This window comes from Neobacillus sp. FSL H8-0543 (assembly GCF_038592905.1).
In the GTDB taxonomy this organism is placed as follows: domain Bacteria; phylum Bacillota; class Bacilli; order Bacillales; family Cytobacillaceae; genus Neobacillus.
In genome coordinates this window covers 680,220-705,750 of record NZ_CP151943.1, presented here as the reverse complement: position 1 = coordinate 705,750, position 25,531 = coordinate 680,220, and the positions used below count along the sequence as shown (strand labels likewise).

The window sequence follows — 25,531 nt, the reverse complement described above, 5'->3', positions numbered from 1 at the left end:
TTCAATGATTAAGCGGGCGATGAAGTCTTTCAGCCTATGGACTTCATTCTCTTTTGCCATTGATCATTTACTGGCCTTATTCATCGCTTTTAACGAATCAAATTTTACTTGTGATTATGCAAGATAAACAGCCTGTTTGTCAAGGTTTATTTTCAGAATTTTTTATTTCTTTATTTCTTGGTCGGGATTGTCTTGATATTATCAGAAACAGTCGGTCACTTGACTATTCGTCCTCTATCGGAGAAATTAGTAGTAAGGAACAGCAGCCTGTCCTTTAACATGCTATGGTGAGGTGTAAATATGGTTAAGGATCAACTAAAGGATAAAAATATTGTGATTACCGGTGCTTCCGGAGGAATTGGCGCCGAAATTGCCAAGCTATGTGCAGCTAGCGGGGCCAACCTTGTCTTGCTTGCCCGGAGCCTTGATAAGCTTCAACAGCTGCAGGCGGCATTGCTGCAAAAGCATCAGATTAAAGTGGATGTTTTTCAGCTCGATGTATCAGACACTGAAAAAATAGAGCAAGTCTTTAAAGAGATTTTTTCGGTAGTGGGTCATGTTGATATTCTTGTTAATAACGCAGGCTTTGGGGTTTTCCGTGAAGCGCATGAAGTGAAAATCGATGAAATCAAAGGGATGTTCGAGGTAAATGTTATCGGACTAATGGCATGTACAAGTATGGTCTTGCCAAAAATGCGTGAGCGCCGTCTTGGTCATATTATTAATATTGCCTCCCAGGCAGGGAAAATTGCCACACCTAAATCAAGTGTATATTCAGCTACCAAGCATGCCGTTCTTGGCTATACGAATGCGCTCAGGATGGAGCTTAGTGATTTCAATGTCCAGGTGACATCGGTCAATCCCGGCCCAATTGCCACCAATTTTTTCAATATTGCTGATGAAAAAGGAACGTATGTTAAAAATGTCCAGAAGTTTATACTTCAACCGGAATATGTTGCCGGCAAAGTGGTTGCGAGCATGCTCACAAACACAAGAGAAATCAACCTGCCGCGCTGGATGAATATGGGGAGTATCGTCTATGTCCTCTTCCCGCGGCTATTTGAACGTATCGGTAAAAAAGCTTTTAATAAAAAATAGTTTAACAACGGGAACCACGAAAAAGTAGTCCTAATGAAGCGTTCATGAAGCCCACTTTCATACGGAAATCGAAAAAGTGGTCCTCATGGAGCGTTCATGAAGCCCACTTTCATAGGAAAATCGATAAAGTGGTTCTCATGGAGCGTTCATGAAGCCCACTTTCAAAGGGAAATTGATAAAGTGGTTCTCATGGAGCGTTCATGAAGCCCACTTTCAAAGGGAAATCGAAAAAGTGGTTCTCATGGAGCGTTCATGAAGCCCACTTTCAAAGGGAAATTGATAAAGTGGTTCTCATGGAGCGTTCATGAAGCCCACTTTGGTAGGAAAATTAAAAAATTGGTCCTCATAAAGTGTTCATGACTAATGTTATCAAAAAAGCCACTCATTCAGACAACGATTAGCAATACCAGCTTGTCCTGTCCGAATTAGCCGACATCAGGATAACAATTGCAGCTTCCCATCAAGTTTTTCATATTAATGAATAATAGTTATCCCGTTAAAAACTCATACACCGTATCATTGATGACCTCGTATAAATCCGCTGTTGGCTGTTCTGTTTTCATTTTGATAATCCGATAGGCAAGTTCCTCTAAATCTTTTTCACTCATTGGTAGCAAATCCACTTCGGAATAATATTGTCTAAAACAATTTTTTATCATTTTTATAATTAGTTTTTTCTCCATAAAGGTGCACCTCTCCACAAGTATAACTTTATTTCTCCAAATTATCATTTTGAAAAAAATCCATAACCATGAAATCTGTCAAAAAATTTCCATTGAATACGAACGCATATTCGCTTAAGATAGTGAGTATAATAAAAAGGAACGAATGTTCGTTATTTAAAGTTGATTTTCGGAGGAAAAAATCATGGTCGATTACAGTGCGTTACCGCAAAATAAAATATTATGTGTCGACATGAAGAGCTTCTATGCAAGCTGTTCGGCTGTCATGCTCGACCTGGACCCTTTGACCTGCTATTTAGTTGTAGCGGGTAATTTAGACCGGAATGGAAGTGTCGTGCTTGCTGCTTCACCGCGCATGAAAAAAGAATTTGGCATCAAAACGGGTTCACGGCTGTTCGAGGTTCCTGATGATCCGCGCATTCAAGTGGTTGAACCAAAAATGGCAACTTATTTACGGATTTCTACAGAAATTACCCGCGTTTTTAATCGTTATGTACCGAAAGAAGCACTTCATACGTATAGCGTCGATGAAAGCTTTATTAAAGTTGATGGAGCCAGTCATCTGTGGGGGGATGCTACAACTATTGCGCAAAAAATAAAGGATGATATTGAGCGCGAATTTCAATTGCCGTGTGCAGTTGGGATTGGGCCCAATATGCTGTTGGCTAAGCTTTGTCTCGATCTTGAAGCAAAGAAACACGGGATTGCTGAATGGACATATGAAGATGTGCAGACAAAGCTATGGAATGTGTCACCGCTTAGAGAAATGTGGGGAATTGGCAGGCGCGTTGAAAAAACATTAAATGGCATGGGCATTTTCACTGTGGGCCAGCTCGCGCGCTATGATTTAGAACGGCTGGAAAAGAAATTCGGAATCATGGGTAATCAGCTTTATTATCATGCCTGGGGAGTTGATCTCTCTGATTTGGGAGCACCAATTATTGAAGGACAAATCAGTTTTGGAAAAAGCCAAATTCTTTTGAGAGATTATAAAGAGGCAGAGGAAATCAAGCATGTAATTTTAGAAATGTGTGAGGAAGTTGCCCGGAGAGCGAGAACACGCAGGAAAGCGGGAAGGACCATTACTCTTGGGGTTGGCTACAGCCAGGATGAACTTGGCGGCGGCTTTCAGCGCTCAAGAACCATTAAACAGCCAACGAACGTGACAATGGAGCTTTACCGTGTCTGTCTTGAATTATTTAATGAACACTATACAGGAAAAACGGTAAGGCAAATATCGATTGCTATCGGGAATATTGTCGATGATCACGAGCTGCAGCTCGATCTTTTTGACATGGGTGCTGCTAAGCGACGGGAGCTCGGCTATGTGGTTGATTCTATTCGCAGGCGTTACGGCTCAGGATCGCTGCTGCGTGCTGTTTCCTACACCGCTGCAGGAACCGCTAAGCATCGAGCCACACTTGTTGGGGGACATAAAAGGTAAAAGGGCGCTATAGCTAGACAATAAGAAAATCGAAAGAGGTAGAAGTGTATGATTCGTGACCGCGGACGGATAAAATGGACGTCAATGATGCTTCCAGAGCATGTTAAAATGCTTAGGGATTGGGTGAAGGAGGATGGATACGAAGAAAAGAGGGAAATGGATGAGCAGCAGCTTGAACTGATGAATGAGACTTTATCTGAAGCACTTGAATTTGACCAGTTCGTTACGATTACCCACTATCAGAATCATAAGTATGAAATCGTGATTGGAAAAATCCACTACTGGGATGAGCTTGGCCATAGGCTTCGCATCATAGACCGCTTTGATGAGGCACATCGGATCCCGATTGGGGATGTTATAGACATTCGGCTAACGGATACAAGAAAGAGCGGCTCACATCAGTGAAAGCCGCTCTTTCTTGTATCCTAATCTTCTGCAGAAACTCGAACCTGGGATTCAAACTTCCCTTTATGAGAGCCATCACAAAATGGTTTGTTATTCGAAAAGCCACAGCGACAAAGTGAAAATGTTGGTTTTGTTGTGTAGACATTGCCTTCACCATCGATCAATTCCACCTCGCCTGTAATTCGAAGTGAACCATTATCATTTACTTTGATTTGAATCTTTGACATCTCCAACACCCCTTAAAAAATGTATATATACCTTTGAGATTAAATGGAAGGGGAGGAAAATGCAAGAAAGAGCTAAAAAATAAACGGCAATAAAAACATATGATACAATTTGTATGCTAGCAAAAGGGGGCATTAACATGGAAATTACAATAACAGCAGCAGCGGCAGAGAAAATTAGTGAGAGAACAATCGGACGAGCAGGCTATCTAAAGCTAAAGTACGATATTGAGGGATGCGGCTGTGCGGTAAGTGGTGTATTTGCCCTGTGGTTTGTACCAGAGCTGGATACGAACGACATCAGTATAGAAACAAATAATCAAACGGTCTTCCTGGAAAAGGAAAAACTAGTTTTCTTTGATGAACAAATGACCATTGATTTTTCTCAGGCAACTAATTGCTTTCAATTAAAGAGTCCGCAACAAATCCTAAACGGCTACATGAGCTTCGTACTAACAGAAAAACCAGACTGACCCATTATGGACAGTCTGGTTTTTTATATTGTAGATATAATCCGAAAATCACAGATTAGTCGTTTTACTTAGCAGGATTGATGTATTTTAACAAGAATTCATCAATGACTCTCATATAATCTTCCGGATTCTCATTAAAAGACTGGGCATGACGTCCATTCGCAGCAAGATAAAGCATCTTCGGTCCTTGTTTTTGCTCGTATAGCTCCTTCGTCATTGAAGGCAAAATAAAATCATCGTTTTCACTATGAATAAACAAAATAGGATGTTTAATATTTTCAATCACTGAAATAGGTGAGACATGACGGATTGAATATTTGTCCCGTAAACGCAGAATCAGATCCGCAATAGGAATTAACAAACTTGGAATCAGTTTATATTCTTTTCTAAGCTGATAGGTGAGTTGTTCTTTTAAATCAGAAAAAGGGCAGTCAGCAATATAAAAATCTGCTCCATCCTCAAGCATACCAGCATACAACAGCATCGTAGCCGCTCCCATGGATTCGCCATGAATACCAAGCTTGAGACTTGGACCCTTCTCGTTTCTTAGCCAATCAATAATCGCTTTCAAGTCAAACTTTTCATAATGGCCAAAACTGGTTGTTTTCCCGCCAGATTCACCATGGCGTCTGTGGTCATAAATAATGGCGTTAAATCCGAGCTTTAAGAAAAGATTCATATATTTAATGGAGTTAATTTTCGTTTCCGTTACACCATGAGCTATGATGATATATCGGTTCGACTGGTGTGGCTCAACAAGGAGTGCTTTAATGGGGTAGCCGAAAGGAGAGGATATCGTAACCTCTCGCTTTGGAAGCGACTTGAATTGTTCCGGATCAAATCTGCCTGCTTCCTTTTCGCGATTTAAAATAAACTGCTCATCCTTCTTTTTCATATACATCATTCGGTTTGTAAAATATATACTTAAGGACAATGTAAACAGCAAAGAAATAAACACAGCCCGTAATGCCCTTCTCACAAAAACACCTCCTGAAGTGTTTGTTATAGCATATGTCAGTGATAGTAATCGTCGACCAACATTTGGTATATTACTATTGTCACTTATTTTACCATAAAAAAAGCCGCTAACTCTACTTAGCGGCTCGTTACATTTATTATTCAGCATTTTCGCGTTTCGTTGGGTGAATGGCTTTTTCTACTTCTTCAGCCGAAATCATCCGCTTGCCTCCACTTGCTGATTCAGCGTAATCTTTTCCCTTTTGACTATAGCCCTTATCCCGTTTTTGACTCATGAATAATCAAACTCCTTTGAAATGGATTCACCTAATATGATGCATAAATAGGAGCCTGATTATGCAAGCCAAAATCTATACCGTTTGTGTATGAAGCCGATAATAGCCGCTATCAATCGTCCGTGAAAGTTGAGGGCGAATAATTTCTATTGCATTCATCAGCTTATTAAGATCAACGCCGGTAGGGATTCCCATTCGTTCAAGCATATATACAACATCTTCTGTGGCCACATTACCAGAAGCACCCGGTGCAAACGGACAGCCGCCAAGACCGCCAGCAGAAGAATCAAAGCGGTCAATTCCAGCCTGAAGTGAGGCTAAAATATTTGCTAGTGCAAGCTTTCTAGTATCATGGAAGTGTGCTGTTAGCAGCGTATTCGGAAATTCCTTTTTTAATGTTATAAAGAGAGAATAGGCTTCAGAAGGTGATGCCATCCCGATTGTATCGGCGACGCTTAATTCATCCACACCGGCTTCAACAAATTCGCGACAAAGCTGAATGGTATCATTTTCGGTCATTTTTCCCTCATAAGGACAATAAAAGGCAGTAGAAATGCAGGCACGGACAAAATAATCCTTTTGCTTTAATTCAGATATAATCGGCTTCAGTTCCGCCATACTATCCCTTGTAGTTTTGTTAATATTTTTTAAATTGAAGCTATTACTGACACCTACAAATACGGCAACCGCTTCGCATTCAGACATATAGATGCGATCAATACCTTTTCGGTTTGGTGCTAGCACAAAGTTCCTGGTATTTGGTTCAAGACAATCAGCAACAATTTCCGCAGCATCTCCCATCTGCGGCACCCACTTTGGTGATACAAATGAAGTTAACTCCATTTCCTCAAGACCCGCACTTCTTAAGCCTGCTATAAACTGCTTTTTAAACTCAGTAGGTACGAAATTCTTTTCATTTTGTAGGCCATCACGTGGACCAACCTCAATAATTGTTACTTTATTAGGTAAATTAAGCATCATTTTCCCCCTCGAACCTTCATACTTTCATTGTAGAGGTATTGAAATTGAAAAATCAAGAATTATAGAAATATTGACAAAATTAGAGGGTTTACAGTCTTTTTACTAGAAATAGTAATGGTAAAAATCATTGAAGGGGAGAGGTAAAGATGAGTCAAACAGAAGTAGTAATTGTTAGTGCTGTACGTACTGCACTTGGAAATTTTAACGGTGGTTTAAAAGGTGTATCAGCACCTGAATTAGGAGCAACAGTAATCAAAGGAGCACTAGAACAAGCAGGAGTAAAGCCAGAACAAGTCGATGAGGTTATTCTTGGAAACGTTTTGCAGGCAGGTCTTGGTCAAAATCCAGCGAGACAGGCAGCAATTAGTGCAGGTATTCCTGAAAGCGTTTCCTCAATGACGATTAATAAATTATGCGGTTCCGGTTTAAAGGCGGTACACCTCGCGACGCAGGCAATTATCGCAGGAGATGCTGAAATCGTGGTAGCAGGCGGGATGGAGAATATGAGTCAAGCACCATTTCTTTTGAAAAACGCGCGTGATGGCTTTAAAATGGGTGATCAAACATTAATTGATACCTTGCTTGCAGACGGACTGCATTGTGCATTTAATGGCTATCACATGGGAATGACAGCAGAAAACTTATGCGACAAGTATGATTTAACAAGAGAAGAACAAGATGAATTTTCGGCATGGAGCCAGGAGAAAGCCGTTAAGGCAATCGAGTCAGGGAAATTTAAAGATGAGATTGTTCCCGTTTTGATTCCACAACGAAAAGGTGAACCGATTGTCTTTGATACAGATGAATATCCGAAAAAAGGAACAACCGTTGAAAAGCTGGCAGGACTGCGTCCAGCCTTTAAAAAAGGCGGAAGTGTGACTGCGGGCAATGCTTCAGGAATCAATGATGGGGCGGCAGCCTTGGTGGTAATGAGCAGGAAAAAGGCAGATGAACTCGGGTTAAAGCCATTAGTAACAATTAAAGGAAACGCCAGTGCGGGGGTGGATCCAAGCATTATGGGAATCGGTCCAGTACCAGCGGTAAGAAAGGTCCTTGAAAAGACTTCTGTTTCAATGGAAGAGCTTGAGTTAATTGAGGCAAACGAAGCCTTCGCGGCACAGTCATTAGCAGTAGACCGCGAACTTCATTTTAATAAGGAAATATTGAATGTTAATGGCGGGGCAATCGCGCTGGGTCATCCAATTGGCGCAAGTGGTGCGCGTGTTCTTGTTACATTAATTCATGAAATGACTAGGCGAAACGCACGGTTAGGATTGGCTACCCTTTGTATTGGCGGTGGTCAAGGTGTAGCAACGGTTGTAGAGCTAGCATAAGCCTAATAGGAGGAGTGAACAGTATGAAGAGGATTTGTACATCCTTCCAAGAAGTGGTAGAAGATATACATGATGGTGCAACCCTTATGGTTGGAGGCTTTGGCTTGTGCGGTATTCCCGAAAATCTAATATTAGCGTTAGTTGATAAAGGGGTAAAGGATTTAACCGTTATCTCTAACAACTGCGGAATTGATGACTGGGGTCTCGGACTCCTTTTAAAAAATAAGCAAATAAAAAAAATGATAGGCTCCTATGTTGGCGAGAATAAAGAGTTTGAGAGACAGGTGTTAACAGGTGAACTAGAAGTAGAGTTAACACCACAAGGAACCCTTGCAGAAAAAATACGTGCAGGAGGTGCGGGAATACCCGCATTTTATACTCCTGCCGGGGTTGGAACACCTATTGCAGATGGAAAAGAAACAAAGGTTTTTAATGGGAGAGAATACCTGTTAGAAGAATCGCTAACAGCTGATTTTAGTATAGTAAGAGCCTGGAAGGGCGACAAGATGGGGAATCTTGTTTATCACAAAACCGCACGTAATTTTAATCCAATGATTGCAGCAGCGGGGAAAGTAACGATAGCTGAAGTTGAAACCCTCTGCGAAATTGGTGAACTGGATGCGAATTTTGTTCACACACCGAGCATCTATGTACAAAGGATCATCATAGGGGAGCAAGAAAAACGTATTGAGCGAATGACAGTTAGCAAATAGATTTGTGGAAAGGAGTGAAGGCCAATGGTTTCTGTTAGAGAGAGAATCGCGATAAGAGCAGAGAAAGAGATAGAAAACGGATATTATGTAAACCTTGGTATTGGTATGCCAACCCTTGTCGCAAACTATATAACAGAAAATAAACAGGTTGTTTTGCAATCAGAGAATGGCTTGCTAGGGATTGGTCCTTTCCCTAGAGAGGAAGAGGTAGACCCCGATTTAATTAATGCCGGGAAAGAAACAGTAACAGCAATAAGTGGTTCGGCCTATTTTGATAGTGCAGAATCCTTTGCGATGATTCGGGGCGGCCATATTAATGTGGCCATCCTTGGCGGAATGGAGGTTTCTGAAACGGGTGATTTGGCAAACTGGATGATACCAGGGAAAATGATTAAAGGCATGGGTGGTGCTATGGATCTTGTCCATGGTGCACAGCGAATAATAGTTATTATGGAACATGTAAACAAACGGGGCGAATCGAAGATATTAAAACAATGCACCCTTCCTTTAACTGGAAAAGGTGTCGTCCATCGAATCATCACCGAACGGGCGGTTATGGATGTAACCGATTCGGGCCTAAAGCTTGTTGAAGTGGCAAAAGGATTTACCGTTGAGGAGGTTGTCAACTCAACAGAGGCAGCCTTGGAGGTAAATGATAACGTAGAGCTCGACGCATATTAAAGGATTACAGGCTGAGCTTATAGCAGCCTGTTTTTTTCGAATTGGCTCGATCAAGGTCATTGTTAATTCTATAACTAAGTTGATTGGAGCGGAAATCAACTTAAATGATATAATAGTAAGGAACACTTATTATGGGGGAGTTTAGGATGAAAAAGAAATCGAAACAAAAAAATCAATCTAAGCCAAAAAGAGAAGATTCAGCGGTAACGCTAAAAGATATCATCAATCCAGACCTGCTTAAGCAATTAAAAGATCAACAAGAAGAGTTAAAGGCAGTAGAGGAACGGAAAAAAGAAGCAGAAGAACAACGGAAACGGGAAGAGCGCCGATTAAAAGAAAAGAATAAATCGTTTGAAGATCTGTTAAACGAGAGTGGCATGAACTGGAAGGAATTTAAATGATGCAATGAAAAAGGAGAGCTAATATGGCTCTCCTTTTCAACGGTGGTTGCTGTAGAGATTTGCTTTTGTCAATTCTTTAATAATGGCAATTTCCTCACTTATCAATGGATTGCTTCTGACTGCACGGGCATTAATCCGTATCTGTTCTGGATTACTAGCACCGGCAATGACCGAAGCAATAGCAGGATTTGCCAAGTTATACTGAAGAGCTACTTCCGTTAGAGATCGAAAAGAAGCAACTTTTTCTTTCAACAATGGTAAAACCCCAGCTAACTCGGCCAAGCTGTAGTCTTGATAGCCCTCTTCAGATGCTTTTTCTAGCATTTTATCACTTAATAGTCCTTTTGCAAGAGGGCCTCGGGTGACGACACTAATTCCATGTTCATGGAGGAGTGGTAACGCTACTTCCTCCGGTCGGCGGTCTAAAATACTATATTGCATCATCACCGAAACAATACTAGATTTGCTCGCGAATTCACGGATAACATTGGGGCGAATCGATGAGATTCCATAATAGCGAATAAAGCCTTCTGATTTTAATTCTTCAAATGCTTCAATCGTCTCATCAATTGGATCATCTAGTGTACCGCCATGGAGCTGATATAAATCGATATAATCGGTACCGAGCCGCTTCAGGCTTTCTTTCACTTGTTCCTTAATATAAGCCTTGGATGGATCCCATGACCATCCTTCACGATTTTGGTACAAACGGTTGCCAACTTTTGTAGCAATGATTACCTGCTCGCGAACATCTTTTAAGGCTCTCCCAACGATCGTTTCATTTTCACCTAAATCGTATAAATCGGCAGTATCAAAATAATTGATGCCTTCCTCTAATGCCGTTTCAATAATCGCCCTTGCTGCTTTCTCTTCTGTTCCAATGGACATACAGCCCAATCCTAATTCTGTAACATTTAAATCAGAATTTCCTAATCTTCTTTTTTTCAAAAAATCACCCCATCCTTTTAGACAAGTTTATTAAAGAACAGGGCAAACTACAAACGAAGAGGTTATTTTCGGGAAATATTTTTTATCCAATCGGCAACAGTCTTATGTTCCTTATTGTATTCCTTCAGTTTCTGAAGAACTTCCCATCCTTTTCCCACTAGGACAATTCCCTTTTCATGTACATATACCTTCATCCCATACTCCCCCAAATTAAGTATGGTAAAATGTATGAGGTAAACATATCGGGTAGAACTGGAGTGATTAAAATGAGTAGCCTTGAAGAAAAAACAATCAAAAGTGAGGAAGTTTTTTCAGGTAAAATAATTAGTCTTCACCTAAAGGATGTTGAGCTTCCAAATGGAAAGCATTCAAAAAGAGAAATTATTAAACATCCTGGTGCTGTAGCTATTTTAGCAATCACCGATGATAATAAAATAGTAATGGTCGAGCAATTTCGAAAAGCACTAGAGCGTACAATTGTAGAAATTCCTGCTGGAAAACTGGAAAAAGGCGAGGAGCCTGCTCTTTGTGCCCGGAGAGAACTAGAGGAAGAGACGGGTTATGAATGTGCCAGTCTTGAATGGCTAATTTCCTTTTATACTTCACCAGGATTTGCTGATGAAATTGTCCATCTATATGTGGCTAAAGGTTTAGTGAAAAAGAAAGATCCAGCTGTTCTGGACGAAGATGAATTTGTTAATATGGAGGAATTAACGCTGGCTGAAGCAGTTCAATATATGAAGGACCAAAAGATCTATGATGCCAAGACTGTATACGCTGTTCAATACCTGCAATTACAAGAGGCGTTAGCTGGAAAATGAAAAAATTCTATGTAGATCTACATATTCATATCGGTCGAACATGGACAGGCAAACCAGTTAAAATCACTGGTGCTAAATCGCTAACGTTTACAAATATTATCGAGCATGCAAGGCATGAAAAGGGATTAAATATGATAGGAATCATTGACAGCCATTCTCCAGAAGTGATTCTAGAGATGGAAAGTCTCGTTTCAAGCGGTGATATCTTTGAGCATCCCGATGGAGGTTTGGTATTTGGCGATTTAACGGTCATTCCAGGTTCGGAGTTAGAAATCTATGATGAACAATGCAACGGTCCTATCCATGTTCTTTGCTATTTTCCAACGATTTCAATTATGAGAAAGTTTTCTAATTGGCTAGCAGACCATTTAAAAAATGTTCAGCTGAGTTCACAGCGGATTTATGTGACGGGCCTTGAAATACAAAAAAAAGTAAAAGAGCTAGATGGGATTTTCATCCCCGCTCATGTGTTTACACCTTTTAAGAGCTTGTATGGTAAGGGTGTAAACAAATCCTTAATAGAAGTTTTTGATCCCAACCTCATCGACGGTATCGAGCTTGGCTTAAGCTCTAATACCAGGATGGCAGATCAAATAAAAGAATTACATGATTATACCTTTGTAACCAATTCCGATGCCCATTCATTAGCAAAAATTGCCCGTGAATATCAGGTGATAGCGATGGAAGAGCCTACCTTTCTCGAATTAAGGAAAGCCTTGAAAGGTGAAGAGGGTAGAAAAATCATTGCTAACTATGGATTAGACCCACTTTTAGGAAAGTACCATAAAACAGTCTGTGCAAAGTGTCTACACTCTGCTAGTGAGGGCGACCATGCTTGTCCTCAATGTGGTAACAAAAAAATCATCAAAGGGGTAGCAGACCGAATTCTTGAACTGAAAACAGCGGAGCAAGGTCCAGGCAATCGTCCAGCCTATGTTCATCAGGTCCCGCTAGAATTTATTCCTGGTTTAGGCCCTAAATTGCTCGAAAAGCTTGTAAATCATTTTGGCTCAGAAATGGCCATACTACATGAAGTCCCCTATGAAGCGTTAAGTGAGATAGTTCCACCTAAAATTGCCAATCTCATTTTGAAAGCAAGAGAAGGAACAGTTAACCTCGCAGCAGGCGGCGGTGGAAAATACGGAAAAATTGCTGATTAAAAATTGATGGTAAATTCTAGCGGATTCTACGTGACCGAAACCAGTTCAAAAAGAGAAAACCGGTCACTTAGGAAGGTTCTACGTGACCAAGACCAATTAAAAGAGGTCACGTTTATATTAATGTTTGTAACTTTTAAGAAAACCGGTAGCTCAAATGCTATCGGTTTTCTTAATTTGCTGTGTTAAAGGCGAAGGGTGATTTTGATTAGATTTTTGCGAAATCTGCGAGACTCCTGCGGGAGACCCCGGAAGCGCTTTGGCGCTGAGGAGGCTCACCGGACCGCCCGCGGAAAGCGAAGTGGATTTCGCAAAAATCAAAACTAAACAATAGCACAGCCTTTTAAATCTATTAATTCATTAATTAATCGTCATAGAAATACTAGACAGGCATAAAATGTATTAACTAAGGTGCAGGAGATTAGGAGGAAACGCAGATGAAGAAACGATTATACCAAAACGATGTCGCCAGTTATTTCCGTGAGCATTCCTCGATTTTTTTATTTATAGTTATATTGTTCTTAATGGGAGTGATTTTTGGCGCCATTGTCGTTAATAGCATGAGTATCACACAAAAAGAAGATTTATTTTACTATCTCTCACAGTTCTTTAGTCAAATTTCAAATGGTAAAGTTGCTGAAAACCATGACCAATTTACACAAAGCTTCCTGCATAACAGTAAATACATTGGGGTGATTTGGATACTTGGAATCTCCATTATCGGACTCCCAGTTATTCTTATTCTCTTATTTATTAAAGGGATGGTTGTTGGATTTACGGTTGGATTTCTAGTCAGCCAAATGAAGTGGAATGGATTTATGCTTGCGTTTGTCTCCATCATGCCGCAGAATTTGATTATCATTCCCGTTTTCATTATAATGGCCGCTTTATCGGTAATATTCTCACTGAGAATGATTAAAAGACAGTTCTTAAAAAAATATGGAGAACCAATTTTGCCGTTTTTTAAGCGTTATATTTTTGCATTCCTTGCAGCGATAATCTTTATTTCAGCTGCATCGGGTATCGAAGCATACCTATCCCCATGGCTGATGAATGCAATGTTAGGAATAACTTTTTTATAATTATTACTATTTAATAATTAATATATAATGTTATTTATAATAATTTTATTTTGAATCTCTTTTGTCATCTGTTATAATGAGAATAGCATTGGCGAGGGAGGACTTCGGGATGGAAACTAGAATCGAGAGAATAAAAAAACAATTGCATTCATCTAGCTATAAACTAACACCTCAACGTGAAGCAACCGTTCGTGTTTTGCTAGAAAATGAAGAGGATCATTTAAGTGCAGAAGATGTATACCTCCTCGTTAAAGAAAAATCGCCTGAGATTGGTTTAGCAACGGTTTATCGGACATTAGAATTGCTTACTGAATTGAAAATAGTTGATAAAATTAACTTTGGTGACGGGGTTTCACGTTATGACCTTCGGCAGGAAGGGGCAGCGCATTTTCATCATCATCTAGTTTGTATTGAATGCGGGGCTGTAGATGAAATACAAGAAGATCTTCTTGAAGATGTGGAAGATGTGGTTGAACGCAGATGGAACTTTAAAATAAAAGATCATCGCCTCACCTTCCATGGCATCTGTTATCGCTGTCAGGATAAGGTTAATATAGAGGAAAATACAGAATGATAGTGTGAGTCCTTTTTACAAAGTAAAAAGGGCTTTTTTGTTGTTAAGGAGATTAAAATAATTGCTTCTTTCCAGACTTTTAGGTATAAAACTTGACCAATTTGGCATATCTTTTACTAGTATAGTCTGTTTGGGGGAAGAGAAATGGTCTCATTTTTTAAGATAGTTTTGCAAACCTTAAAGGTTTTTATTATATTCACAGGGTGCACGGTACTCTTTTATTATGGTATTATGTGGGTAAATGAAGAGTACCAAGGCTATCATCGCTATGATGCACCGGAAGGTACCGCATTAAAGGTCTCGAATACAGAAAATGATGAGAATCCTGTCTGGTTGGATCGACTGATTTTGTTTTATTTAAATGGGGAGTAATAACCATGGAAGATTATTTAAAAAACTTTATGCATTTTATGCTCGCAGAAAAAGGACTAGCTAAAAATACGTTATTGTCGTATGAGCGGGATTTAAAAAGCTATCTTCGCTATTTGAAGAATGTAGAGGCGGTTGACAGATTGGACGATGTGCAGCGTATACATATCGTACATTTTCTTGGTTTTTTAAAAGAACAAGGGAAATCTGCGAAAACCCTAGCAAGGCATGTGGCATCCGTTCGTGCTTTTCATCAATTTTTATTAAGGGAGAAAGCTGTAGCCCAGGATCCAACGGTTCATATTGAAACGCCGAAGTCACAGAGGTCTATACCTAAAGTTTTAAGTCTTGAAGAAGTAGAAAAACTTTTAGATACAACCAACAAACAGGACCATTTTGGTTTAAGAGATAAAGCAATGCTTGAACTCCTTTATGCTACGGGGATCCGTGTCACTGAACTAATTAATATTGATTTAGAGAACGTTCATTTAACAATGGGATATGTTCGCGTCAACGGTAATGGAAAAAAAGAGCGAATTATACCAGTGGGAAAAACAGCTACCGAGGCGGTAAAGCTTTATCTCGAACATGGAAGATCACATTTTATATCTGCAAAGCATCATGATAATGCGTTATTTTTAAACCATCAAGGGAAAAGATTAACGCGTCAGGGATATTGGAAAATTCTAAAAGGGTTAACAAAAGAGGCGGGAATTGATAAAGAGCTTACACCACATACACTGAGACACTCTTTTGCTGCACATCTTTTAGAGAACGGTGCTGATTTAAGTGCTGTCCAAGAAATGCTTGGTCATGCAGATATCTCGACCACTCAAATTTATACAAATGTAACAAAAACTAGGATAAAGGATGTCTATAGTAAATTCCATCCAAGGGCCTGATAGAATAGTAGATTTTTTTGTGAAAGATAAAAAAGTCAAAAAGCTGCCTAAATTTCAGGCAGCTTTTTCTTGTATTTCTCAAATCATTTAGTAAAATAGAGATGTCAGACCTCTGACGTAATTTCAGAATTAAGTTTCATAACAAAATCAAAAGAGGGAATCATATTCCTTGTGGATTGTTTCTATTATTTTTAAACGTTGGTATAGAAAAAGGAGGATGCTCGAATGTCTACAAATACATATAAACGAATTTTTCTTGTTGTCATGGATTCGGTTGGTATTGGTGAAGCGCCTGATGCAGAAAAATTTGGCGACTTAGGTGCAGACACACTGGGTCATATTGCTGAAAAAATGAATGGCCTTAACATGCCTAACATGGGGAAATTGGGATTAAGCAATATTCGTGAAATTAAAGGAATTGAAAAAGCGGAAAAGCCATTAGCTGTCTATACTAAAATGATGGAAGCTTCAAACGGGAAAGATACAATGACTGGGCATTGGGAGATAATGGGCTTAAATATTCAAACTCCTTTCCGTGTTTTCCCTGATGGATTCCCTGAAGAGCTTGTCACGGAATTAGAAAACCGAACAGGAAGAAAAATTATTGGAAATAAACCTGCTAGCGGGACTGAAATTCTTGACGAGCTTGGGGAAGAGCACATGAAAACAGGAGCACTGATTGTTTATACTTCAGCTGATTCTGTCCTTCAAATTGCAGCACATGAAGAAATTATTCCAATCGAGGAACAATATAAGATTTGTAAAATTGCTCGTGAACTGACTCTAGATGAAAAATATATGGTCGGGCGGGTAATTGCTAGACCATTTTTAGGCAAACCCGGTAACTTTAAACGAACTTCAAACCGTCATGACTATGCCTTAAAGCCATTTGATCGTACAGTATTGAGTGAATTAAAAGATTCAGGCTTTGATGTAATTGCCATTGGAAAAATCTCCGATATTTATGATGGAGAAGGTATTACAAAGTCGTTAAGAACGGTCTCTAATATGGATGGAATGGATAAATTAGTCGAGACATTAGATATGGACTTTACAGGTATAAGCTTTTTAAATCTAGTGGACTTTGATGCCCTTTATGGACACCGTCGCGACCCAGAAGGCTACGGAAAAGCACTAGAGGAATATGATGCCCGTTTGCCAGAAGTATTCGCAAAACTAAAAGAAGATGATCTGTTAATTATTACTGCCGATCATGGAAATGATCCAGTTGCACCTGGAACGGATCATACACGTGAATATGTACCGCTGATTGTCTATTCAAAAGGAATGCAAGAAGGAAAAAAACTGCCAATTAGGGAAACTTTTGCGGACATTGGTGCTGCCGTTGCTGATAACTTCAATGTAAAACTTCCTAATTATGGAAAAAGCTTTCTTGCAGAAATGAAATAGAAGGGGATTGACTATGAATACTGAAAAAATTAAAAATGCTGCAGACTTTTTAAAAACTAAGTATGCAAATCAACCATCAATCGGTCTTATTTTAGGCTCAGGTTTAGGTGTCTTAGCGGATGAAATTGAAAATCCTGTTAAAATACCTTATAACGAAATTCCAGATTTCCCTATTTCTACAGTGGAAGGCCATGCAGGACAACTTGTGTTTGGTTTACTAAATGGAGTAGAAGTAGTTGCGATGCAAGGCCGATTCCATTACTACGAAGGCTATAGTATGGATAAGGTGACTTTCCCTGTCCGGGTTATGAGAGAGCTAGGAGTAGGTAAGTTAATTGTGACCAATGCAGCAGGCGGCGTGAATGAAAGCTTTGAGGCAGGCGATTTAATGATTATAACCGACCATATTAATTTTATGGGAACGAACCCTTTAATTGGCCCTAATGACTCTAAGCTTGGAGTAAGATTCCCAGATATGTCTGAGGCATATACGAGAGAATTGCAGATTGCAGCAAAAGAAATAGCAGCAAAATTAAACATTAATGTAAAAGAAGGGGTCTATTTTGGAAATCCTGGACCTGTGTATGAAACACCTGCAGAAGTAAGAATGGTAAGAGTACTTGGCGGTGATGCTGTTGGGATGTCAACAGTGCCTGAGGTAATTGTTGCTCGCCATGGCGGAATGAAGGTTCTTGGTATTTCCTGTATTTCTAATATGGCAGCAGGAATCCTGGATCAGCCTTTAACCCATGATGAAGTTATTGAGACAACAGAAAGAGTAAAAGCAGATTTCCTTTTATACATAAAGGAAATAGTTAAAAGTATCGCGAATTAATTTCTGGTTTTTAATCTAATAGAGTGGTGATAAAAGATGAGAATGGTTGACTTAATTGAGAAAAAAAGAGACGGGTATGAACTAACAACAGATGAAATTAAATTCATTATTAATGGATACACAGACGGTTCAATCCCAGATTATCAAGTAAGTGCATTAACAATGGCAATCTTTTTTAAAGGGATGACTGAAAAAGAACGTGCAGATTTAACCTTGGCTATGGTGGAATCGGGAGATCAAATTAATCTATCTGATATTGAAGGGATTAAAGTCGATAAACATTCTACTGGCGGGGTCGGCGATACAACAACCCTCGTACTGGGACCACTAGTTGCTGCACTTGATGTACCGGTTGCGAAAATGTCAGGGCGAGGTCTTGGGCATACAGGCGGAACAATTGACAAATTAGAGGCAGTTAAAGGGTTTCATGTTGAAATTGAGAATGAGGAATTTATTGACTTGGTAAATAAAAATAAAATTGCAGTCATTGGTCAAAGTGGTAACTTAACGCCAGCTGACAAAAAGCTCTATTCTCTAAGAGATGTGACAGCAACCGTGGATAGTATTCCACTGATCGCGAGCTCTATCATGAGTAAAAAAATTGCTGCCGGTGCTGATGCGATTGTTCTTGATGTAAAAACCGGTGCTGGTGCATTCATGAAGACACTTGATGACTCAAGAGAATTAGCCAAAGCGATGGTAGGGATTGGAAATAACGTTGGAAGAAGAACAATGGCAGTTATTTCTGATATGAGTCAGCCGCTTGGTTTTGCAATTGGAAACGCACTAGAAGTGAAAGAAGCGATTGATACCTTAAAGGGAGAGGGTCCTGAGGACTTAACAGAGCTTTGTTTAACGCTTGGAAGTCACATGGTTTATCTTGCCGAAAAGGCCAATTCATTAGCAGAAGCACGTTCTATGCTTGAAAATGTTATTAAAAATGGTTCCGCACTTGAAAAATTTAAAGTCTTTTTAAGCTCCCAGGGCGGAGATGCTTCTATTGTTGATGATCCTTCTAAAATGCCGCAAGCCCAATTTACATTTGAACTTGAAGCAAAAGAAGATGGATATGTATCCGAAATTGTTGCTGATGAAGTAGGAACAGCTGCAATGATTTTAGGGGCAGGCAGAGCTACAAAAGAATCGATTATTGATTTAGCGGTGGGTCTTGTTCTAAGGAAAAAGATCGGTGATCAAGTGGCAAAGGGTGAATCCTTAGTAACGATTTATAGTAACTTTGAAGACGTTAGCAATGTAAAAGAAAAGCTTTATGAAAACATTAAATTGTCATCAATAAAGGTAGATGCACCAATTCTTATTCATGAAGAAATCACTGAATAAAATAAGTGTAAAAAAGTCCAGGATAAATTCCTGGACTTTTTATTATTTATTAGAGGAAATATCTGTATAAAGTTGGTAGATTTGGAAAAAATGAAACGTATAAAGAATGGAGGGTTATGTGAATGAAACGATATGTCTCTTTACTAGTTATATTCTTGTTAATTACAAGTTTATGGATTCCAGCCGCATCTGCAGAAGAAAAAAAGAGCGCCGATATTACTAACAATGTTAAATCAGCTATTTTAATTGAGCGTGATACTGGGGAAGTTCTTTATGAGAAAAATAGCAATGAGCAACTGCCGCCAGCCAGTATGACAAAAATCATGACAATGCTATTAATAATGGAGGCAATTGATAAGGGGAAACTTACTTGGGATGAAAAAATATCTACAAGTGAGTACGCTGCCTCTATGGGCGGGTCGCAAATTTTCCTTGAGCCGGGAGAACAAATGACAACAAAGCAGATGCTCCAAGGAATTGCTATTGGCTCAGGTAATGACGCCTCTGTAGCAATGGCTGAAAGAATTGGAGGCTCTGAAGAGGCTTTTGTTGAAATGATGAATGAAAAAGCAAAGGAATTAGGATTAAAGGATTCATTCTTTAAGAATACTACTGGCCTGCCAAGCAGCGGCCATTTTAGTACAGCTCATGATATGGCTATTATGGCAAAAGAACTATTAAAATATGAGGACATAACAAAGTTTACAGGCATGTATGAAGCGTATCTCCGTGAAGATACTGATAAAAAATTCTGGCTCGTAAATACGAATAAATTAGTACGTTTCTATCCTGGAGTAGATGGACTGAAAACCGGATTTACAGCTGAAGCGAAATATTGCTTAACCGCAACAGCAGAAAAGGATGGAATGCGTGTAATTGCGGTTGTATTTGGTGCGCCAACCTCAAAAGAAAGAAATGCACAAGTGACAAAAATGCTAAATTTTGCTTTTAACCAATACCAAACACATCCGATGTTTAAACGTAATCAAGCAATTGGTCTAGCAAAAGTTAGCAAGGGAAAAGAAAAAACAGTTGAAGCCGTTACAAGTGAGCCCCTGTCCTTACTGACAAAAAAGGGTGAAAAAACAGTAGATGTAGAGCAAAAAATCAATCTAAATAAGAATCTAGATGCTCCTATTAAAAAAGGAGATAAGGTTGGTACCATTAAGCTAATAAAAGGTGGTCAAGTGGTACTTGAGAGTGAACTGGTAGCAAAAAGTGATGTAAAAGAAGCAGGCTGGTATACACTCTATAAACGCTCCTTTGGAATGTTTACAAAAGCAGGGAAATAAGAAAAGCTGAAGCGAACTCGAGGGACTAGGTGCTGAAGCAGACAAATAGATAAGTGTAAGCAACTCAATAGGTTTGTCGAAATCCAACTATTTTTAGCAAATATCAACTTCTTTTGTCTTGATAGAAGGAAATGCTTGTAGCTGTAACGAATTGACTCACTATACCAGTTGAAGGAGGACAGGAATAGTGAGTCTTAACATTGATATTGAAATAAAACAAGATGTGTTATGCATTCGATTAAGTGGTGAATTGGATCATCATACCGCCGATGAACTTCGTGAAAAAGCTACTAATGCAATTGAAAGAAATGATATTCGTCATATAGTTTTAAATTTAGAAGATCTATCTTTTATGGATAGCTCTGGATTAGGTGTCATTATTGGAAGATATAAGCAAATAAAGCAGGTGCACGGCGAAATGGTTGTTTGTGCAATTTCCCCTGCAATACAACGATTATTCGATATGTCGGGGTTGTTTAAAATCCTAAAACTTGAACCGACAGAAGAGTTTGCATTGCAAAGATTGGGGGTGGCCTGAAAAATGAAGAATCAAATGAATCTTCAATTCAGCGCTTTAAGTCAAAATGAATCATTTGCACGTGTCACCGTCGCTGCCTTTATTGCTCAACTTGATCCAACGATGGATGAGTTAACTGAAATAAAAACAGTTGTCTCTGAAGCAGTAACTAATTCAATTATCCATGGATATGAAAATGATCCAAATGGGATTGTCTACATCCAGGTTACCATCGAAGATGGATTAGTGGATTTATCCATCAAGGATACTGGATTAGGAATTGCTGATGTGGAAGAAGCTCGCCAGCCATTATTTACAACAAAACCAGATTTAGAGAGATCTGGTATGGGGTTCACCATCATGGAAAATTTCATGGATGAGTTAGAGGTTCATTCACAGCCAGGTAAAGGAACCGAAGTAAGATTAAAAAAGCATTTACAAACCCGCAAAATGCTGTGCAATTAAGGAGACTTGCCGATGGATGTGGAGGTCAAAAACGAAAAAAGTCAACCGTATTTAAAAGACAATGAAGTAAAAGAACTTATCAAAAAAAGCCAAGACGGAGACCAGTCGGCAAGAGATTTAATTGTCGAGAAAAATATGCGCCTTGTCTGGTCTGTTGTCCAACGTTTTCTAAATAGGGGTTATGATCCTGATGATCTTTTCCAAATTGGCTGTATTGGATTATTGAAGTCAGTCGATAAGTTTGATCTGTCTTATGATGTTAAGTTCTCAACCTATGCAGTGCCAATGATTATTGGTGAAATTCAAAGGTTTATTCGTGATGATGGAACCGTTAAAGTAAGCCGTTCTCTAAAGGAAATGGGGAACAAAATTAGAAAAGCTAAAGATGAGTTATCGAAGACGTATGGTAGAATTCCGACTGTTAATGAAATTTCAGCACATCTGGAGCTATCTCCCGAGGATGTCATTCTTGCTCAAGAAGCAAGCAGAACTCCTTCATCTATTCATGAAACGGTTTATGAAAATGATGGAGATCCAATTACCTTGCTCGATCAAATTGATGATGGCAATGAAGGCAAATGGTTTGATAAGATTGCACTAAAAGAAGCCATTCGTGAATTAGATGAACGCGAGCGACTAATTGTTTATTTACGATACTATAAGGATCAAACGCAATCCGAAGTGGCCCAAAGGCTTGGGATTTCCCAAGTACAGGTATCAAGACTTGAAAAGAAAATTCTTCAGACAATGAAAGACCGTATGGATCTCTAATCCAACGGTCTTTTTTTATGGGAAAAATCCTACCAATTTTTGGCTATCATGAATGGGGAGTTTATGAACCATACTATTTATACAAGGAAATCAATGTGTGGGGAGTGAATGTTTTGGAAAAAACAATCTACATCCGCATGCGGAATCGTGTACTTACAAAACCTAGAGAAAAAGTTTACTTAATGGATATTGCCCAAATTATTGCTCCCGAATCAACAATACCAGATTTGAAAAAGGTAATCGTCCATCAGGTTACCCCAGAAGATAAAAACATTATCATCATCGATGTAATGAAAATCATCCGGTCCATTACTGTTATGTTTGAGGAAGTGGAAGTCCAATCAATTGGACCCGCACAAACTATTATTGAAGTGATCAATAAGAATAAGCAAATGTCGTTCCCGTTTTTTCTCTTAATTTGGTTTTTATTATTCTTCGGTTCTGCAATGGCCATTATGAACTTTCATGATGATGTGAGTATGCAAAGTGTTCAAGCCAAGCTTTATACCATTATCACTGGTGTGAAGGATTCAAAGCCGTGGCTCTTTCAGATTCCCTACTCTATTGGGTTAGGTCTAGGTATGGTTTTATTCTTTAATCATGTATTCAAAAAAAGAATTAATGAAGAACCAAGTCCGCTTGAAGTAGAAATGTTTAACTATCAACTGGATTTAGATAATTATGTAATCATACATGAAAATAAAGAAAGTTTGAAACGTATAAATGACGATTAAAGTAGTAGGTGTCATATTTATAGGTTTAGCAGGCGGATTAGCAGTAGGTTCGGGTTTTGTTGCCTTTTTAACAGTTCTAGGAATTATCCCTAGGCTGACGCAGTTGTCAAAGACAATGAAAATGATACGTTACTATGAATGGGCTGTGGTATTAGGAGCCATTTCAGGCGCCATGGCAACACTAAGAGATCCGATTTTAGGGATTTCTTCCCTCTTTTTAATTCCCCTAGGATTAACTGGAGGTATCTTCTATGGAATGCTTGCTGGTGCCCTAACTGAAGTTTTAAATGTTTTTCCAGTTTTGGCGAAGAGACTTGGAATCGATGGAAAGATAATTATATTAATTATGGCCATTGTTTTAGGGAAAATTTTTGGGTCTATCTTTCAATGGGTTTATTTAGTTCATCATTAAAAATTTGACAATTGTCTAGCTCCAGATGCCATCAGCTCGAGTCATAAGCAGGCGTCTTGCGCTTTTCCAATTGAAAGGACATCAAAAAATGAGCACTCGGAGGCGAGTCATTTTAATTACTGATGGTGATGAGTATGCAAAAAGAGCAGTGGAACGTGTTGCACATGATATCAACGGACGCTGTATTTCAATGTCACAAGGGAATCCCTCAGTACTAACCGGGGCGGAACTTGTCGATTTAATAAAAGCGGCGGCAAATGATCCTGTATTAGTGATGTTCGATGATAGCGGACTTGAAGGTGAGGGTGCAGGTGAAAGAGCGTTAAAGTATGTTGCAAACCATGAGGAAATTGAAGTTCTAGGGATTATTGCTGTAGCAGCAAAAACACATCAGGCAGAGTGGACAAGGGTAGATGTATGTATCGATAGGGATGGTGAGTTAACTCCATATGGAGTAGACAAATTTGGATTACCAGAGCTTGAAATCGGGAGGTTAAATGGCGACACTGTTTATTGCCTTGATGAATTGGATGTTCCAATTATTGTGGGAATCGGCGATGTCGGAAAAATGGCTCAGCGGGATCACTACGAACGAGGTGCACCGATTACGAAAAAAGCGGTAGAACTAATACTCGAAAGGAGCGGATTTCGTGTCGAGAAGTAATGAACAAAAATGGCCGATACCTGAATCAGTAGCTGAAACTGAAAATTACATGAAACAGCGCGTTGGCCTCGGGGTGAGCTTTGATTTGGGAGTAAGAAAGTTAAAAATCCTAAAGAAAGACGTTCACTTTTATTATGTTAACGGATTATGTGACACCCTGTTTATCATGGAACTTGTCGAACAATTAGTGGAAATAAACGATCACGAAAAACTATCAGCGGACATTTTTAAAGTAGTAGAAAATCGCTTGGTTCACCAATCTGTCCAACCGATTAAAACACTTGATGAATTGGTCGACTTGGTTTTGTCGGGTTTAATTGTTGTAGTCGTCGAAGGTTCCAATGTAGCTCTAGCCGTTGATGTAAGAAGCTACCCAGGACGCACACCGGCAGAACCAGATACGGAAAAGGTAATTAGAGGTTCGCGTGATGGCTATGTAGAAAATATTATTATGAATACAGGTTTAACAAGAAGAAGAATACGCGATGAACGACTTCGTTTTGAAATGTTAAAAGTAGGAGAGCGATCTAAGACAGATGTATCATTGTGTTATATAGAAGATATAGCAGACCCTGATTTAGTAAATATTCTTCGGAAAGAACTTAAGGGGATTGAAATTGATGGGATTCCGATGGCAGATAAAACCATTGAAGAATTTATTGTCAAACAAGGATGGAATCCTTTTCCATTAGTAAGATATACAGAACGTGCTGATGTGGCGGCAGCTCATATACTAGAGGGTCATGTTGTTATTTTTGTTGATACCTCACCAAGTGTTATTATTGCACCAACAACATATTTTCACCATATTCAACATGCTGAAGAATTTCGTGAATCCCCCACATCGGGAACTTTTCTGCGTTGGTCACGTTTTTTAGGTGTTATAGCATCAATATTCTTACTTCCTTTATGGCTTTTGTTTGTATTAGAGCCATCGTTATTGCCAGAAGCAATAGCCTTTGTTGGTCCAAATGAACAGACGAATATTCCAATTGTCCTGCAAATCATTTTAGCCGATTTTGGACTTGAATTTTTAAAAATTGCTGCTATTCATACGCCTACCCCACTGTCGACAGCGATGGGTTTGATTGCAGCGGTATTAATTGGCCAAATAGCTATTGATGTGGGGTTATTTGTTCCAGAAGTAATTCTATATGTTGCGGTGGCTGGAATCGGTTCATTTACAACACCGAGCTATGAATTAAGTGTCGCTAACAAAATAGCAAGATTGAGTTTAGTAATACTCGTTTCAATCTTCCATACACCAGGATTTATAATCGGTTCAACCTTGTTGTTTTTATTTCTTGTCAATATTAGAGCACTTAATATTCCTTACTTATGGCCATTTCTTCCTTTTGAGCCAAAAGGATTTATGCAAATTGTAATACGCAGAGCATTTCCAGGTTCAATACTCCGACCAAGTATTGTTCATCCAAGGAATCGTTACCGCCAACCGCCTAAGGATTGAAAATTCAACAATTAATTGCAGAAAGCTAACAATTATGCTAAAGTAATTTTTAATTAAATAAAGGATAAGGATAAAAATG

At 39.1% G+C, this 25,531-nt stretch carries 33 protein-coding genes; 26 read left to right on the top strand and 7 right to left on the bottom strand.

Going from position 1 to position 25,531, the window contains the following annotated elements:
• Positions 1-53 precede the first annotated feature (53 nt).
• Positions 54-278 (top strand): hypothetical protein, encoded by a 225-nt coding sequence (locus tag NSS81_RS03755; protein ID WP_342432216.1) that lies wholly within the window; start codon positions 54-56, stop codon positions 276-278.
• A gap of 22 nt (positions 279-300) precedes the next feature.
• A complete protein-coding gene (locus NSS81_RS03750) occupies positions 301-1,098 on the top strand; it encodes an SDR family oxidoreductase (RefSeq protein WP_342432215.1) in 798 nt (265 codons plus the stop codon).
• A 488-nt stretch (positions 1,099-1,586) separates the two neighbouring features.
• On the opposite strand, the gene NSS81_RS03745 is transcribed toward NSS81_RS03750, so the two are convergent.
• Positions 1,587-1,781 (bottom strand): YqzH family protein, encoded by a 195-nt coding sequence (locus NSS81_RS03745; protein WP_342432214.1) that lies wholly within the window; start codon positions 1,779-1,781, stop codon positions 1,587-1,589.
• A gap of 184 nt (positions 1,782-1,965) precedes the next feature.
• Here NSS81_RS03745 and NSS81_RS03740 point away from each other — a divergent pair, with 184 nt between their 5' ends.
• Both NSS81_RS03740 and NSS81_RS03735 read left to right on the top strand, forming a co-directional pair.
• Positions 1,966-3,225 (top strand): UV damage repair protein UvrX, encoded by a 1,260-nt coding sequence (locus tag NSS81_RS03740; RefSeq protein WP_342432213.1) that lies wholly within the window; start codon positions 1,966-1,968, stop codon positions 3,223-3,225.
• Positions 3,226-3,273: 48 nt separating this feature from the next.
• The gene (locus NSS81_RS03735) at positions 3,274-3,630 is read left to right on the top strand and encodes a YolD-like family protein (RefSeq protein ID WP_342432212.1); all 357 of its coding nucleotides are present in this window, start codon (positions 3,274-3,276) and stop codon (positions 3,628-3,630) included.
• Between the two features lie 20 nt (positions 3,631-3,650).
• Here the strand turns inward: NSS81_RS03735 and NSS81_RS03730 are convergent, their stop codons facing one another.
• On the bottom strand, positions 3,651-3,857 hold the full coding sequence (locus NSS81_RS03730) for a CDGSH iron-sulfur domain-containing protein (protein WP_342432211.1): 207 nt from the start codon (positions 3,855-3,857) through the stop codon (positions 3,651-3,653).
• A gap of 137 nt (positions 3,858-3,994) precedes the next feature.
• On the opposite strand from NSS81_RS03730, the gene NSS81_RS03725 reads away from it, so the two are divergent.
• Positions 3,995-4,327, top strand: a complete 333-nt coding sequence (locus NSS81_RS03725; protein WP_342432210.1) for an iron-sulfur cluster biosynthesis family protein — start codon at positions 3,995-3,997, stop codon at positions 4,325-4,327.
• A gap of 64 nt (positions 4,328-4,391) precedes the next feature.
• Here NSS81_RS03725 and NSS81_RS03720 read toward each other — a convergent pair whose 3' ends face one another.
• From NSS81_RS03720 to NSS81_RS03710, 3 genes are all read right to left on the bottom strand, one after another.
• Positions 4,392-5,306: an alpha/beta hydrolase gene (locus NSS81_RS03720; protein WP_342432209.1), complete on the bottom strand. Its 915-nt coding sequence runs from the start codon at positions 5,304-5,306 to the stop codon at positions 4,392-4,394.
• Between the two features lie 136 nt (positions 5,307-5,442).
• Positions 5,443-5,580, bottom strand: a complete 138-nt coding sequence (locus NSS81_RS03715) for a hypothetical protein (RefSeq protein ID WP_342432208.1) — start codon at positions 5,578-5,580, stop codon at positions 5,443-5,445.
• Positions 5,581-5,655: 75 nt separating this feature from the next.
• Positions 5,656-6,561 carry a hydroxymethylglutaryl-CoA lyase gene (locus NSS81_RS03710; RefSeq protein ID WP_342432207.1) on the bottom strand — a complete coding sequence of 302 codons (906 nt, stop codon included), beginning with the start codon at positions 6,559-6,561 and terminating at the stop codon, positions 5,656-5,658.
• 146 nt (positions 6,562-6,707) lie between these two features.
• Here NSS81_RS03710 and NSS81_RS03705 point away from each other — a divergent pair, with 146 nt between their 5' ends.
• The 4 genes from NSS81_RS03705 to NSS81_RS03690 all read left to right on the top strand — a co-directional run bounded on the left by NSS81_RS03705 (position 6,708) and on the right by NSS81_RS03690 (position 9,690).
• A complete protein-coding gene (locus NSS81_RS03705) occupies positions 6,708-7,895 on the top strand; it encodes an acetyl-CoA C-acetyltransferase (protein ID WP_342432206.1) in 1,188 nt (395 codons plus the stop codon).
• A 23-nt stretch (positions 7,896-7,918) separates the two neighbouring features.
• Positions 7,919-8,608 carry a CoA transferase subunit A gene (locus NSS81_RS03700; protein ID WP_342432205.1) on the top strand — a complete coding sequence of 230 codons (690 nt, stop codon included), beginning with the start codon at positions 7,919-7,921 and terminating at the stop codon, positions 8,606-8,608.
• A gap of 24 nt (positions 8,609-8,632) precedes the next feature.
• A complete protein-coding gene (locus tag NSS81_RS03695) occupies positions 8,633-9,289 on the top strand; it encodes a CoA transferase subunit B (protein ID WP_342432204.1) in 657 nt (218 codons plus the stop codon).
• A 146-nt stretch (positions 9,290-9,435) separates the two neighbouring features.
• Entirely contained in the window at positions 9,436-9,690 is a 255-nt protein-coding gene (locus NSS81_RS03690; protein WP_342432203.1) for a YqkE family protein, read from the top strand.
• Between the two features lie 36 nt (positions 9,691-9,726).
• Here the strand turns inward: NSS81_RS03690 and NSS81_RS03685 are convergent, their stop codons facing one another.
• Entirely contained in the window at positions 9,727-10,638 is a 912-nt protein-coding gene (locus NSS81_RS03685; RefSeq protein WP_342432202.1) for an aldo/keto reductase, read from the bottom strand.
• 62 nt (positions 10,639-10,700) lie between these two features.
• A complete protein-coding gene (gene mciZ, locus NSS81_RS03680; RefSeq protein WP_342432201.1) occupies positions 10,701-10,832 on the bottom strand; it encodes a Z-ring formation inhibitor MciZ in 132 nt (43 codons plus the stop codon).
• A gap of 72 nt (positions 10,833-10,904) precedes the next feature.
• On the opposite strand from mciZ, the gene NSS81_RS03675 reads away from it, so the two are divergent.
• From NSS81_RS03675 to NSS81_RS03595, 17 genes are all read left to right on the top strand, one after another.
• A complete protein-coding gene (locus NSS81_RS03675) occupies positions 10,905-11,459 on the top strand; it encodes an NUDIX hydrolase (RefSeq protein WP_342432200.1) in 555 nt (184 codons plus the stop codon).
• Entirely contained in the window at positions 11,456-12,619 is a 1,164-nt protein-coding gene (locus tag NSS81_RS03670; protein ID WP_342432199.1) for an endonuclease Q family protein, read from the top strand. Before NSS81_RS03675 ends, NSS81_RS03670 begins: the two co-directional genes overlap by 4 nt.
• A gap of 434 nt (positions 12,620-13,053) precedes the next feature.
• Entirely contained in the window at positions 13,054-13,698 is a 645-nt protein-coding gene (gene spoIIM, locus NSS81_RS03665) for a stage II sporulation protein M (RefSeq protein ID WP_342432198.1), read from the top strand.
• Between the two features lie 109 nt (positions 13,699-13,807).
• Entirely contained in the window at positions 13,808-14,272 is a 465-nt protein-coding gene (locus NSS81_RS03660; RefSeq protein WP_342432197.1) for a Fur family transcriptional regulator, read from the top strand.
• Between the two features lie 144 nt (positions 14,273-14,416).
• Positions 14,417-14,644: a YqzK family protein gene (locus tag NSS81_RS03655; RefSeq protein ID WP_342432196.1), complete on the top strand. Its 228-nt coding sequence runs from the start codon at positions 14,417-14,419 to the stop codon at positions 14,642-14,644.
• A 5-nt stretch (positions 14,645-14,649) separates the two neighbouring features.
• Entirely contained in the window at positions 14,650-15,543 is an 894-nt protein-coding gene (gene xerD / locus NSS81_RS03650) for a site-specific tyrosine recombinase XerD (RefSeq protein WP_342432195.1), read from the top strand.
• Positions 15,544-15,768: 225 nt separating this feature from the next.
• Positions 15,769-16,953 (top strand): phosphopentomutase, encoded by a 1,185-nt coding sequence (gene deoB, locus NSS81_RS03645; protein ID WP_342432194.1) that lies wholly within the window; start codon positions 15,769-15,771, stop codon positions 16,951-16,953.
• 13 nt (positions 16,954-16,966) lie between these two features.
• Complete coding sequence (locus tag NSS81_RS03640; RefSeq protein WP_342432193.1) at positions 16,967-17,788, top strand: purine-nucleoside phosphorylase; 822 nt, start codon at positions 16,967-16,969, stop codon at positions 17,786-17,788.
• Between the two features lie 36 nt (positions 17,789-17,824).
• Positions 17,825-19,129 carry a pyrimidine-nucleoside phosphorylase gene (locus tag NSS81_RS03635; protein WP_342432192.1) on the top strand — a complete coding sequence of 435 codons (1,305 nt, stop codon included), beginning with the start codon at positions 17,825-17,827 and terminating at the stop codon, positions 19,127-19,129.
• Between the two features lie 122 nt (positions 19,130-19,251).
• Positions 19,252-20,421, top strand: coding sequence for a D-alanyl-D-alanine carboxypeptidase family protein (locus NSS81_RS03630; protein WP_342432191.1), 1,170 nt, complete (start codon positions 19,252-19,254; stop codon positions 20,419-20,421).
• A 187-nt stretch (positions 20,422-20,608) separates the two neighbouring features.
• Entirely contained in the window at positions 20,609-20,959 is a 351-nt protein-coding gene (spoIIAA, locus tag NSS81_RS03625) for an anti-sigma F factor antagonist (protein WP_342432190.1), read from the top strand.
• Between the two features lie 3 nt (positions 20,960-20,962).
• On the top strand, positions 20,963-21,403 hold the full coding sequence (spoIIAB, locus tag NSS81_RS03620; protein WP_342432189.1) for an anti-sigma F factor: 441 nt from the start codon (positions 20,963-20,965) through the stop codon (positions 21,401-21,403).
• Positions 21,404-21,415: 12 nt separating this feature from the next.
• Positions 21,416-22,174: an RNA polymerase sporulation sigma factor SigF gene (sigF, locus tag NSS81_RS03615; protein ID WP_342432188.1), complete on the top strand. Its 759-nt coding sequence runs from the start codon at positions 21,416-21,418 to the stop codon at positions 22,172-22,174.
• Positions 22,175-22,287: 113 nt separating this feature from the next.
• Positions 22,288-22,908: a stage V sporulation protein AA gene (locus tag NSS81_RS03610; protein ID WP_342433922.1), complete on the top strand. Its 621-nt coding sequence runs from the start codon at positions 22,288-22,290 to the stop codon at positions 22,906-22,908.
• Positions 22,898-23,320 (top strand): stage V sporulation protein AB, encoded by a 423-nt coding sequence (locus tag NSS81_RS03605; RefSeq protein ID WP_342432187.1) that lies wholly within the window; start codon positions 22,898-22,900, stop codon positions 23,318-23,320. The genes NSS81_RS03610 and NSS81_RS03605 overlap by 11 nt, the downstream gene beginning before the upstream one ends.
• A gap of 88 nt (positions 23,321-23,408) precedes the next feature.
• Positions 23,409-23,984, top strand: a complete 576-nt coding sequence (locus NSS81_RS03600) for a stage V sporulation protein AE (RefSeq protein WP_342432186.1) — start codon at positions 23,409-23,411, stop codon at positions 23,982-23,984.
• Positions 23,971-25,452 (top strand): spore germination protein, encoded by a 1,482-nt coding sequence (locus tag NSS81_RS03595; protein ID WP_342432185.1) that lies wholly within the window; start codon positions 23,971-23,973, stop codon positions 25,450-25,452. Before NSS81_RS03600 ends, NSS81_RS03595 begins: the two co-directional genes overlap by 14 nt.
• Positions 25,453-25,531 lie beyond the last annotated feature (79 nt).

What these genes read in the sequence shown, in the direction of transcription:
- NSS81_RS03605 (WP_342432187.1), top strand. Translation starts at nt 22,898, where the DNA reads ATGACGATTAAAGTAGTAGGTGTCATATTTATAGGTTTAGCAGGCGGA.
- NSS81_RS03655 (WP_342432196.1), top strand. Translation starts at nt 14,417, where the DNA reads ATGGTCTCATTTTTTAAGATAGTTTTGCAAACCTTAAAGGTTTTTATT.
- NSS81_RS03690 (WP_342432203.1), top strand. Translation starts at nt 9,436, where the DNA reads ATGAAAAAGAAATCGAAACAAAAAAATCAATCTAAGCCAAAAAGAGAA.
- NSS81_RS03735 (WP_342432212.1), top strand. Translation starts at nt 3,274, where the DNA reads ATGATTCGTGACCGCGGACGGATAAAATGGACGTCAATGATGCTTCCA.
- NSS81_RS03725 (WP_342432210.1), top strand. Translation starts at nt 3,995, where the DNA reads ATGGAAATTACAATAACAGCAGCAGCGGCAGAGAAAATTAGTGAGAGA.
- NSS81_RS03660 (WP_342432197.1), top strand. Translation starts at nt 13,808, where the DNA reads ATGGAAACTAGAATCGAGAGAATAAAAAAACAATTGCATTCATCTAGC.
- NSS81_RS03740 (WP_342432213.1), top strand. Translation starts at nt 1,966, where the DNA reads ATGGTCGATTACAGTGCGTTACCGCAAAATAAAATATTATGTGTCGAC.
- NSS81_RS03600 (WP_342432186.1), top strand. Translation starts at nt 23,409, where the DNA reads ATGAGCACTCGGAGGCGAGTCATTTTAATTACTGATGGTGATGAGTAT.
- NSS81_RS03715 (WP_342432208.1), bottom strand. Translation starts at nt 5,580, where the DNA reads ATGAGTCAAAAACGGGATAAGGGCTATAGTCAAAAGGGAAAAGATTAC.
- xerD (WP_342432195.1), top strand. Translation starts at nt 14,650, where the DNA reads ATGGAAGATTATTTAAAAAACTTTATGCATTTTATGCTCGCAGAAAAA.
- NSS81_RS03695 (WP_342432204.1), top strand. Translation starts at nt 8,633, where the DNA reads ATGGTTTCTGTTAGAGAGAGAATCGCGATAAGAGCAGAGAAAGAGATA.
- NSS81_RS03700 (WP_342432205.1), top strand. Translation starts at nt 7,919, where the DNA reads ATGAAGAGGATTTGTACATCCTTCCAAGAAGTGGTAGAAGATATACAT.
- NSS81_RS03670 (WP_342432199.1), top strand. Translation starts at nt 11,456, where the DNA reads ATGAAAAAATTCTATGTAGATCTACATATTCATATCGGTCGAACATGG.
- NSS81_RS03730 (WP_342432211.1), bottom strand. Translation starts at nt 3,857, where the DNA reads ATGTCAAAGATTCAAATCAAAGTAAATGATAATGGTTCACTTCGAATT.
- mciZ (WP_342432201.1), bottom strand. Translation starts at nt 10,832, where the DNA reads ATGAAGGTATATGTACATGAAAAGGGAATTGTCCTAGTGGGAAAAGGA.
- NSS81_RS03675 (WP_342432200.1), top strand. Translation starts at nt 10,905, where the DNA reads ATGAGTAGCCTTGAAGAAAAAACAATCAAAAGTGAGGAAGTTTTTTCA.
- NSS81_RS03630 (WP_342432191.1), top strand. Translation starts at nt 19,252, where the DNA reads ATGAAACGATATGTCTCTTTACTAGTTATATTCTTGTTAATTACAAGT.
- NSS81_RS03705 (WP_342432206.1), top strand. Translation starts at nt 6,708, where the DNA reads ATGAGTCAAACAGAAGTAGTAATTGTTAGTGCTGTACGTACTGCACTT.
- NSS81_RS03745 (WP_342432214.1), bottom strand. Translation starts at nt 1,781, where the DNA reads ATGGAGAAAAAACTAATTATAAAAATGATAAAAAATTGTTTTAGACAA.
- NSS81_RS03750 (WP_342432215.1), top strand. Translation starts at nt 301, where the DNA reads ATGGTTAAGGATCAACTAAAGGATAAAAATATTGTGATTACCGGTGCT.
- NSS81_RS03635 (WP_342432192.1), top strand. Translation starts at nt 17,825, where the DNA reads ATGAGAATGGTTGACTTAATTGAGAAAAAAAGAGACGGGTATGAACTA.
- spoIIAB (WP_342432189.1), top strand. Translation starts at nt 20,963, where the DNA reads ATGAAGAATCAAATGAATCTTCAATTCAGCGCTTTAAGTCAAAATGAA.
- NSS81_RS03710 (WP_342432207.1), bottom strand. Translation starts at nt 6,561, where the DNA reads ATGATGCTTAATTTACCTAATAAAGTAACAATTATTGAGGTTGGTCCA.
- spoIIM (WP_342432198.1), top strand. Translation starts at nt 13,054, where the DNA reads ATGAAGAAACGATTATACCAAAACGATGTCGCCAGTTATTTCCGTGAG.
- sigF (WP_342432188.1), top strand. Translation starts at nt 21,416, where the DNA reads ATGGATGTGGAGGTCAAAAACGAAAAAAGTCAACCGTATTTAAAAGAC.
- deoB (WP_342432194.1), top strand. Translation starts at nt 15,769, where the DNA reads ATGTCTACAAATACATATAAACGAATTTTTCTTGTTGTCATGGATTCG.
- NSS81_RS03640 (WP_342432193.1), top strand. Translation starts at nt 16,967, where the DNA reads ATGAATACTGAAAAAATTAAAAATGCTGCAGACTTTTTAAAAACTAAG.